The organism is Methylorubrum podarium (genome assembly GCF_022179745.1).
GTDB lineage: Bacteria > Pseudomonadota > Alphaproteobacteria > Rhizobiales > Beijerinckiaceae > Methylobacterium > Methylobacterium podarium.
Genome location: NZ_BPRD01000394.1, coordinates 1 through 9,360, shown reverse-complemented (window position 1 = coordinate 9,360; position 9,360 = coordinate 1). Strand labels below are relative to the sequence as shown.

The 9,360-nt window shown below is 65.3% G+C and carries 11 protein-coding genes and 1 pseudogene; 5 read left to right on the top strand and 7 right to left on the bottom strand.

The genetic code is table 11. The features are described from left to right. Nucleotides 1-462: peroxidase family protein (locus MFF42_RS18920; RefSeq protein ID WP_238257127.1), on the bottom strand; the 462-nt coding region annotated here is incomplete at its 3' end. A gap of 918 nt (nucleotides 463-1,380) precedes the next feature. Here MFF42_RS18920 and MFF42_RS18915 point away from each other — a divergent pair. The 3 genes from MFF42_RS18915 (at nucleotide 1,381) to MFF42_RS18905 (ending at nucleotide 2,144) form a co-directional block, all read left to right on the top strand. Further along, nucleotides 1,381-1,557 (top strand): hypothetical protein, encoded by a 177-nt coding sequence (locus tag MFF42_RS18915; RefSeq protein ID WP_238257126.1) that lies wholly within the window; start codon nucleotides 1,381-1,383, stop codon nucleotides 1,555-1,557. 82 nt (nucleotides 1,558-1,639) lie between these two features. Further along, entirely contained in the window at nucleotides 1,640-1,939 is a 300-nt protein-coding gene (locus tag MFF42_RS18910) for a hypothetical protein (protein ID WP_238257125.1), read from the top strand. 58 nt (nucleotides 1,940-1,997) lie between these two features. After that, nucleotides 1,998-2,144, top strand: coding sequence for a hypothetical protein (locus MFF42_RS18905; RefSeq protein WP_238257129.1), 147 nt, complete (start codon nucleotides 1,998-2,000; stop codon nucleotides 2,142-2,144). Nucleotides 2,145-2,272: 128 nt separating this feature from the next. Here the strand turns inward: MFF42_RS18905 and MFF42_RS18900 are convergent. Then, nucleotides 2,273-2,742, bottom strand: a pseudogene (locus tag MFF42_RS18900) (transposase); the annotation flags it as partial. A gap of 123 nt (nucleotides 2,743-2,865) precedes the next feature. Further along, a complete protein-coding gene (locus MFF42_RS18895; RefSeq protein ID WP_238257124.1) occupies nucleotides 2,866-3,846 on the bottom strand; it encodes an HWE histidine kinase domain-containing protein in 981 nt (326 codons plus the stop codon). A 995-nt stretch (nucleotides 3,847-4,841) separates the two neighbouring features. On the opposite strand from MFF42_RS18895, the gene MFF42_RS18890 reads away from it, so the two are divergent. Both MFF42_RS18890 and MFF42_RS18885 read left to right on the top strand, forming a co-directional pair. Next, the gene (locus MFF42_RS18890) at nucleotides 4,842-5,237 is read left to right on the top strand and encodes a hypothetical protein (protein WP_238257123.1); all 396 of its coding nucleotides are present in this window, start codon (nucleotides 4,842-4,844) and stop codon (nucleotides 5,235-5,237) included. After that, a complete protein-coding gene (locus MFF42_RS18885; protein WP_238257122.1) occupies nucleotides 5,224-6,123 on the top strand; it encodes a sigma-70 family RNA polymerase sigma factor in 900 nt (299 codons plus the stop codon). Before MFF42_RS18890 ends, MFF42_RS18885 begins: the two co-directional genes overlap by 14 nt. Before the next feature lie 3 nt (nucleotides 6,124-6,126). Here the strand turns inward: MFF42_RS18885 and MFF42_RS18880 are convergent, their stop codons facing one another. From MFF42_RS18880 to MFF42_RS18865, 4 genes are all read right to left on the bottom strand, one after another. Further along, entirely contained in the window at nucleotides 6,127-6,567 is a 441-nt protein-coding gene (locus MFF42_RS18880) for a hypothetical protein (protein WP_238257121.1), read from the bottom strand. Between the two features lie 12 nt (nucleotides 6,568-6,579). Further along, on the bottom strand, nucleotides 6,580-7,338 hold the full coding sequence (locus MFF42_RS18875; protein WP_238257120.1) for an SDR family oxidoreductase: 759 nt from the start codon (nucleotides 7,336-7,338) through the stop codon (nucleotides 6,580-6,582). A gap of 305 nt (nucleotides 7,339-7,643) precedes the next feature. After that, on the bottom strand, nucleotides 7,644-8,591 hold the full coding sequence (locus MFF42_RS18870) for an MBL fold metallo-hydrolase (RefSeq protein WP_238257128.1): 948 nt from the start codon (nucleotides 8,589-8,591) through the stop codon (nucleotides 7,644-7,646). A gap of 546 nt (nucleotides 8,592-9,137) precedes the next feature. Continuing rightward, nucleotides 9,138-9,360 (bottom strand): hypothetical protein (locus tag MFF42_RS18865; protein WP_238257119.1); only part of this gene is annotated, 223 nt, incomplete at its 5' end.

The window sequence follows — 9,360 nt, the reverse complement described above, 5'->3', positions numbered from 1 at the left end:
CAGCGCCGCCGCGATGGCGGCCGGGTTGTCCAGGGTCTGGTCCACGATCAGGTTCGAGATGATCCGGGGATCGGCGTCGATGACCGTGCCGCTCCCGGGGCCGGGCTGGGATCCCGACCGCGTGCCCGCATTGGCGTAGTCGTTATTGGAGAACCACGTCTCCATGTTCGGGAGAGGATTGAAGTCGTAGCGGTCGCCGTCCGCGTCGTTGAGGTAGGCCGGCGTGAACAGACCGGGGAAGCTCTGATCCGACGCGCCCCATTTCTCACGCCCCGGAAGCAGGTTGTTGTAACTTCCATCGACCGTGCGGAGGCCATAGGGAAGCAGATGCGCCTGGGTCAGGCCGTCATTGCCGTTATATCCCGCGACCAGTTCGGCCAAGACGCCGCCCTGAGCGTGCGCTTCCGCGATTTCGATCTGCTTGAGAATGAACTCAAGATCGTGTTTGACCAGCGCAACCATAACTGCCCCCACAATGACGTGCGCCGCATCGCGAAAAGAGTGCGTCGGCCGTTAAACGACACAAGACGCGTCTTCATCGAAGCTTGGGCGCCGATGCGTATAGTCAGAACGACTATGGCTATCGAGTAATTTCTGCATAAAATACAGTCAACGATGCTAATGTGATAATCAGTGATTTAGTACTGAAGTGTACATCGCTTGCAGATTTCGGCTGAGTGGGCGACTATTGCGCGCCAACGATCTAATCCCAAAGGCGCAGGACAGGACTTTAATCCATCTTGCGTGCGCGCCGCCTTTGCGGCAGCGACCGACATCAGCGAACGCCTGTCGTGCTGGGTGATCTCGGGATGGGCGGAAGGTCACGCTCGGTCGCATCGCGGCCGCTCGATCGCGAAGCACGGCAGCGATTCACGGGGCGACCCGCCGAGGCCGACGCCCTTCCGCCGACGGGCATCAGGGTGGGGCAGAGCGCGCTTGTCCGGGTGGGCGTTCGCCAACGGCCCCGGCATCGAAGAGGCTATGCCGCCGAACGACCGGGTGCGCGGGGCCGTGCGCATCTCCGGGCGTGCCACGAAACGCACGCTCGACACAGCGTCCTCGGACTGCCGCGACGCGACACTCGCCGGACGTCGTCATAGCTTGCCGACAGCGATCGATCGGACCCAGCCCGATCTAATCCCGAAGCGCGCCTGCGACACCTCGGGTCCGGGCGGTAGATCGTCCGGCGCCGAGGCCGTGCAGCGGCGACCCTGTCTACGGAGCGGGCGGTGACGACCGGTTCGTCGTGCTGACATCGGAACCGCGTGGCAGCCGGAGAAGATCGAAGCATTCGGCGGATCGGGCGACGGCAGCTTCGACTTCCTTCAGGCGAGCCATCTCGAGGGTGGAGACGGTCGGGATACGTTCGACATCGGCACGATGTCGAGCGGCACGCTGTCGGGCGACGATGGCGCCGACAGCATCGGGATCGGCAGTGCGCTGTGCACGATCCACGGCGGCGACGGCAACGATACGATCGCGATGCGTCCCTTCCGTCGCCTGGCCATTGGAATGCTTCGATCCACCAATCGGTCGCGGCACAGCCCAGCCGAATAAGCCGACTTTGGGCGGTGGTCTGAACGAATCAGATCGTCCCAGGGTTTGTCCCTCACAACGACGAACAGGGATGGAAACGATCATGAAATCGAAGACACTTGCGCTTGCCGCCGCGCTGACCCTCGCCCTTTCGGGCGCCGCTCTGGCCCAGACGCCCGCCGGCGGAGGAAGCGCCGAGGGCAACATGAACAACCCGGGCAGCGTAAAGAGCAATTCCGAGAAGAGCATGGAGCGCTCGACCGGCTCAGCCACCGGCACCACGACCGGAACCGGGATGGCTCCGGCGACGCCCGGGGCTGCTGGCGGAAGCTCCAGCGGGAGCATGGGGACCGGCACGGGGTCCGGCACCGGCGGTGCGGGCGGCGCGGCCGGCGGTCGCTGATCGATCCTGAAGTTGACTCAAGCCGCACCGCCTCAGGCTGCGGCGTAAGGAGGAACGCATGACGAAGATCATCACGGCGACGCTGGCGCTCGCCCTCGTGGCCGGTACCGCGCTGGCTCAGGACAACGGTGGGCGCGGCGGAAATCCGAGCAACGCCGGTGGCGGCAACACGAGCACCAGCGGCGGCGGCGGCTCGGGCCGCTGAGAGACCGACGATCCAGTCCCGCAGCGGACAATCCGCTGCGGGGCACAGGCCCCATTCATCTGGTTCTGGTCCTGTTTGGACCGGGTTGCAAACGCGTTCGGGGTGAGCCCGCCAAGGCTCGTGTGAGGCAGGATGAGCAGAGGCCGGCAGCCGAACCGACGGCGCTCGCCGGCCAGGCTGCGCAGGCGTACCTGCACGGCTGCATCGCCACCGCGGGTCGAGGCTTAGCGGTCCATCTTCGGCTCGAAGCCGATCAGCCCGCAGGCACGACGCTGCGAATAACCCTTCTCCTCGATGGCCCAACTCACGGGCGTTCTCCGTACGCCGGGCGTCAGAAGTTTTTTCCCAGCGCCTCGCGCAGCGTGGCCACGTCGAGCATCGCCTCGGCGAGGAGCTTCGTGAGCTTGCGGTTTTCCTCGTCGAGCGCCTTCGGCCGGCGCGCATCCGAGACCTCCATGCCGCCGGAGCGCGAACGCCATGTGTCGAACGTCGCGTCGCTGATGCCGTGGCGGCGGCAGATCTCAGCAATCGGCAGACCGGCCCGCTGCTTCTTCAGGATGCCGACGATGGGCTCCTCGCTGAACCGGCTCTTCTTCATCGTCCGTCTCCTGCGCGACGGACCCTCGCTTCGGAATGCGGGGAGACCAGGGGGCAAGGTCAGTCTCGACCATCCGCGACTTCGTCGGACCTGCCCACGCCGTCTGAGCGGACAGCCTGTCCCTCAGACTGCCCCCGGGGGTAGCGGCATCCGCACGGAGACCCGAAGCCCGTCCGAGGCGAAGTCGACCTCGACCTCGGCGCCGGTCTGCGCAGCCAGGACCTTGTTCAGCAGGCGGTGGCCGAAGCCCTCGCGCGTCGGATGGCCGACGGGCGGCCCGTCGTGCTCGTGCCAGTCCCAGCGCAAGCCGGGCTTGGCGGGTCCGCCCTCGAGCCGCCACGTCACGTGGAGCCGACCGTCCGGATCGGCCAGCGCCCCGTGTCGCAGGGCGTTGGTGGTCAGTTCGTGCAGCGCCATGCCGACCGGCACCGCGAGTTCGGAGGGCAGCACGACCCGAGGGCCTTCGAACACGAGCCGCCCCCGCGTATCGTAGGGGTCGAGTTCCGCCCGCAGCAAACCGTCGAAGGAGGCGGCTTGGGCGAGGTCCTCGGTGATAAGCGCGTGCGTCCGGGCGAGGGACGCGATCCGGCCGGAGAAGGCGCGGGTGAACTCGGTGAGGGAAAGCCCGGAGCGGGCGGTGGCGTTGAACACCGCCTGGACCGTCGCGAGGGTGTTCTTCACCCGGTGGTGGAGTTCGCGCACCATCATGACCTGCCGGTCCTCGTAGGCGCGGCGTTCGGTGACGTCACGCTGGGCCGAGACCCAATGCGAGATGCGGCCGTCTTCCTCCCGCACCGGCGTGATCAGCCACTCGACCACGTAGGCGGAGCCGTCCTTACGGTAGTTAAGCGCCTCGCCCTGGAACCGCTCGCCGGCTTCGAGGGCAGCGCGCATGCGGTCGAGCACGGCGCGGTCGGTGCGGGGGCCCTGCAGGAGGCGCGGCGTCCGGCCGACGACCTCGTGCGCCTCGTACCCAGTCATGCGGGTGAAGGCCGGGTTGGCGTATTCGATGCGCGGCCCTGACCCCGAGAGGTCGGGCGAGGTGATCAGGATCGCCTCGCCCGTCGCCTCGACCGCCGCGCGCAGCAGCCGGAGGTCCGCCATCGCAAGTTCAGCCACATCACGCCCGGTCACCGCTCACTCCAGCTCCAGCCGCCGTCTCCGGCGCACCACAGCCTGGCGCATTCGAGCCCAGGCACGTGAAGCCTAACCTGCGGCCGGGTCGCAAGTTGCCGGCGCCATGCGCCGAGGAACGCGCTGCATCGTCCCAGGCAGGCGCGTCAGGATCACCCATGACGACGTTCGGAGATAGCCAAGACCGCACATCTGAGGCTCGGTCGCGCGTTGCTTCAAGTCGATCCCGAGCGATGCTTTGGCTCCAGCAGAGCATGAGATAAGCCCTGAGAGCAATCTACTTTGAAAGTCGGGTTTCAAGATGTGAAGGTCCCGATCTTGATACTTGCCAGCCGTGCCGTCGCTCGTGTGCCCGAACCTGCTGATGTCATGACCGCTGCTTCAAGGCCCGCTTCCGCCGTCCGATCGGACATCGGAATGGCACGGCGGAAGGTCCGCAAGGAGCGGACTTCGCTGAAAAACTCGGGATCGGCCCAAAGCAGCACCGCAAGCCGCGCCTACGCGAGAAGATTCCACTTTCGATTCGCCCAGGATGCGCGGCTATCGTGGCAACGCATCATCGGCGAGAGACAAACATTCTCCGGAGACCTGCGCCAGGCGACGCTTGGCGCACGACCTCAGAGTTTCTCGACACAATCGGTGGGATGCGGACCCTGGCCCTTGTCCCTGGATCGGACGCTCCGGCCCCGATCCAAGGCTGTCGCCGATGCCCGTATCGGAGCTCCTCGAAAGCGGCCGTCCGTCAACGGGCTCCGTATAGGTCAGTGCGAACGTCTGTTTCAGATCGTGGCTTGATCAGGCGCTTCGACGCGCCTCTCGAACGCCAGCACAGCCGACTCGAATCTGGTGGGGCGGCGGTGCAAAGCCGAGGCTTTGACGAGAGCCCCGAGATAATTTCCATTCAATGTCACAACCGGCCTTCGCGCGTCGTCACTCTCGTGGACCAATCACGTGGGGAGCGTGCGATGAGCAAAGCTATGCCGGTGCTGGCCGGCCTTCTCGGCGCAGGACTAGTCGGCAACGGCATCTTAATGCTCGCCTCACCCGAGGCATGGTACTTCGCGGTGCCGGGCGTGACGACGACAGGCCCATTCAATCAGCACTTCCTACGCGATATCGGCCTGATCTTCTTGCTGATCGGGGCGGGATTTCTCTTCGGTGCGGTAAGGCCCGGATCGCGGGTACTCCTTTGGAGTATGGGTGCAATCTGGCTTTCAGGGCATGCGCTGTTTCACGTCTGGGAGGTCGCAGTGGGCATTTGCGGGCCTGAGGTTCTGCCCCGCGACTTCCCCGCGGTGACACTTCCTGCATTGATTGCGGTTGCCCTCAGCATCTGGTCGTTTCGCCATGCCGACCATTGATGATCCAACCCTCGTCTTCGAACAGGAGCGGGCGCGGCTCGTCCGGCTCGCCTACCGCATGCTCGGTTCTCTCGGCGAGGCCGAGGATGTCGTACAGGACGCATGGCTCCGCTGGCGGCAGGTCGACCATGCCGGTGTGGCGTCGGCCGGTGCCTTTTTATCGCGCACGGTCACGCGCCTTTGCCTGGACGTCATGAAGTCCGCCCGAGCGCGGCGAGAGACATACTTTGGAACGTGGTTGCCCGAACCCGTTGCCATGGCTTCGGACGAAGCCCCTGGGGATGACCTGACGCTCACATTGATGCTCGCCTTGGAGCGGCTCTCGCCCCTCGAGCGGGCTGCGTTCCTCCTGCACGACGTCTTCGCGATCCCGCTCGCGGAGATCGCGGCGACACTTCAGCGTGAGCCTCCGGCCGTGCGTCAACTCGCTGCCAGAGCCAGGAAACACGTGCAGTCCGAACGCCCGCGGTTCCCCGTCGAGAAGGAAGAGGGGGCCCGCATCGCGAAAGCCTTTTTCGAGGCATCGGCGACAGGCGACGTCGCGGCGCTCCGCAGCATGCTCGCCGATGCCGTCATCGTGCACTCCGATGGGGGCGGGAAGGTACACGCATTCCCACGGCCCATCGTCGGGATCGACAAGGTCACGCGCATGTTCGAGGGAGCTGCGCGGAAGTCGTGGATCCAGCATGCCCGGAAGCTGCAGGACCTCTGGATCGATGGCCTGCCGGGCTATTTCAGCCTGGAGCCGGGTGGAACACTCCAGACCGTCGCCCTGGATATCCAGGGCGGCCTGATCGTCGCCATCTACTTCACTCGCAACCCGGACAAGCTCGAACGTATGACAAGGTTGTTCGGAGGGGCGGCGGGAGCGCCGACGCCTCACTGAGCCTCAACGCCGGGCGCTTGCGAGTTCCCTGCGGCAGACCATCGAGAACGCGCAAAGCGGGTCGAGGCCGCTGGCGTGGTGGATGTCCGCGAAGGCGGAGAGATCCTTATTCGGGGCGAAGTAAGTCTCGCCGATCCGCTGCATGACACGCTCCGCCTCTTCGAGCGTCTCCGGCTCTCCGAAGAGCCGGATCTTGTTGACGATGGCATAGAGGTTTACCAGCTTGGCCGGATCGTCGAGATCATGCTGGAAGGCGTCGCCGAACAAGGTCGACGCCTCCCGAATGAACTCGCCGTAGAGAGCTTCCCGTCGCGCGCGATCCTGCACCAGCAGCGTTGCGCGCTCCTGGCTGTGTTGCGTCAGCCATGTGGTCGCGAAGGAGGCCATCGCGCCGATGGCGGAACCCGCAAGCGCGGAAAGCGCCGAGACGTAGGCCGCATCCATCGGCGGTATTCCTCAAACCGCGCGCTTCGGCTGCGCTGCCAGCCAGTCGCTGTAGCGCCGCTCCGACAGCCACGCGTCACCGGCGGGTGTCAGCCAGCGATCTTCGAGGAGCACCCCGAAATACGGTGCGGTGTCGTCCGTGACGACTTCACGCGCCTCGCCGATGCCGTCGAAGTGGCGCCTCACCAGCTCGACCATCGGCAGGCGCTCAGGGCCAGCGATCTCGATCATGCCGTTCTGGGGTGGCGCGAGCGCGGCCTCGGCGACCTTCGCGGCCACGTCGGCCGATGCGATCGGCTGAATCGACGCGGAGGTCACCCGCGCAACGCCGTCGAAGATTGCCGCTCCCGCGATCGTGCCGACGAACTCGAAGAACTGCGTGGCGCGGACCACCGTCCAGGGCACGCCCGCCGAGGCGATCAACTCCTCTTGGGCAAGCTTGGCGCGGAAGTAGCCACTGTCGAGCAGGAGTTCGGTCCCGACCACCGAGAGCGCCACGTGATGCGTTACGCCCGCGGCCTTCTCAGCCGCCGCGAGGTTCTGTCCGGCGCGGACGAAGAAGTCCATCGCCGCGTCGTCGGCAAAGGAGGGCGAGTTGGCGACATCGACGACGACGCCGGCGCCCTGCAACGCATCCGCGAGCCCCTCGCCCGTGACAGCGTTCACCCCCGTCTTGGGCGAGGCCGCGAGCACCTCGTGGCCGGCGCTCTCCAAGTTGGCGACGACCTGTGAGCCGATCAGCCCAGTGCCGCCGATGACGACGATTCTCATGTGACGCTCCATCTCGACTCCAGTCCCATCGGGACGGTCGCAGTCATGACGAGGAGCGCCCCTTGCAGTGTGACATCGGCGCGGACGATTGATGCGCCCGACCTGGGCCTGGCGAGGACTTGTCCTTGTGAGATGCCCGGGACGGGACGGCCCTGGACAAGTTCCGATTCACAATGGCCGGGACGGCGCGCGTTCCCAGGGAAGCGCATCCTCGGGACAGATCCCGAGGATGAACGACTGTCGATGCGTCACCCGTGCACGCTCCCGGTCGCAACGGACGATCGGATCGGGACGGGTTCCTGCACTCAGTAGTCCCAGAACACGGGAACCCACCGAAAGGCGTCGCCATCGACCGCGACCCGGCCGACGGACGGGAACGGCAGGTGGGTGGCGATCAATTGCTCGCCGGTCGCCGCCAGTTCCCGCAGGAGCCGGATGCGAACGCGCGCCGCCTCCTCGGGATCGTGTTCGAAGCCGTTGTGCCAGTCGGGGTGCTCGAACCCGACCGCGAACACGGCGTCGCCGGCGAATGTCAGCCGGTCACCGCCGGATGCCAGACGCACCACGCTGTGCCCGGGAGTGTGGCCGCCGGTGCGATGGACGATCACCCCAGGCGCGACCTCGTGCTGCTCGTCGAACAACCGCAACTGGCTGCGGTACTCTTTCGCGAACCGCTTGGCGGCCGCCCGCAGCGCGTCAGGGAATCCCTGTGGCATGTTGACGTGAGTGAAGTCGGGCGCTTCCCAGAATTCGACCTCGGCAGCCGCCACGTGGATCCGCAGGTCCGGACGCAGCCGCTCCTTCACTCCGTCGACGAGGAGGCCGCCGACATGGTCCATGTGCATGTGGGTCAGCACCACGTCGGTCACGGACGCGAGATCGATGCCGGCGGCCTTCAAACGCCTGACCAGTTGCCCGGCCCGCGGCAGGTTCAGGTTCGGGTCCAGCCCCAACCCGGCGTCGATGAGGATGGTCTGGCCGCCGCTGCGGACCACAACCACGTTCAGCGACCAGTCGAACGCGTCCGGCGGCAGGAACATGTCGTTCAACCAGGCCGCCCTCACGGCCGGTTCGACGTTGTGCCCCAACATCTTGGTCGGGAGCGGCAGGACGCCATCGCTGACGACCAGCACGTCGATCTCGCCGATCCGGACCACGTAGCGCGAGGGCACCAACTCCTCACCCTCCGCACGCGGAGGGGCAGCATATCCCAGATCGGTTCGTCCGGCATGGGCAGGTACTACAGTCGTCATGATCATCCCTCTCTTGGGACGCGCGTGCATCTGGCTCGTCAGGATCGCGGAACGCGCGCCGTGCGACAGGGACGAGACTGGGGCGGCCGATGTGACATGAGCGATGAGAAACCGATTTGATCGCCCGCGGATGATCGGCTTTCCCGATGAGTTGTCGGAGCGGAAGGTCTATTTCCCACCGCTTTCCGTCGTCCGAAGCTGTTTCACCAGGAGCCTGAGAGCGACCATTCGTAGAGCCCGCAGAGGGTCGAGAGCGTATAGGAACGCGGGCTCACCGGGCGTGCGCAACCAGCAACTCACTGACCCGCGTCGTCGACCTCAACTCAACCCCAGTCTACGTCCGCTCCCAATGCCGGCGTACCGACGCGTCGAGCAAATACGATTACCGGACGAACGCACAAGCTTGACGGCATAAGCCAAATTTTTGCAGTCGCGAACGATGACTGTGAACATTTCGCGACCGCGAAATTAAAGTTTGATCTATGCAAAGATATACTGTATGGTAAATCACATTCTGACACAAAATGCTACACTTATCTTCTTGATTCAGAAAATTCGAGGTGCGAATTCATTATCTGCCGGGCCGATGTTGCCCGTCGTCAAGAAGATGGAGATTTGACCATGCATCTGCGCGAGCTTGATCAGCATGAAATCGATGCCGTCTCGGGAGGCAAGAAATCCGGTGGCGGTGGCGGCGGCGGTGGAGGCGGGACTGGTGGAAATGGCGGCAACGCCAATGGTGGCCGCCACCGCGGCCACCATTGGCGTT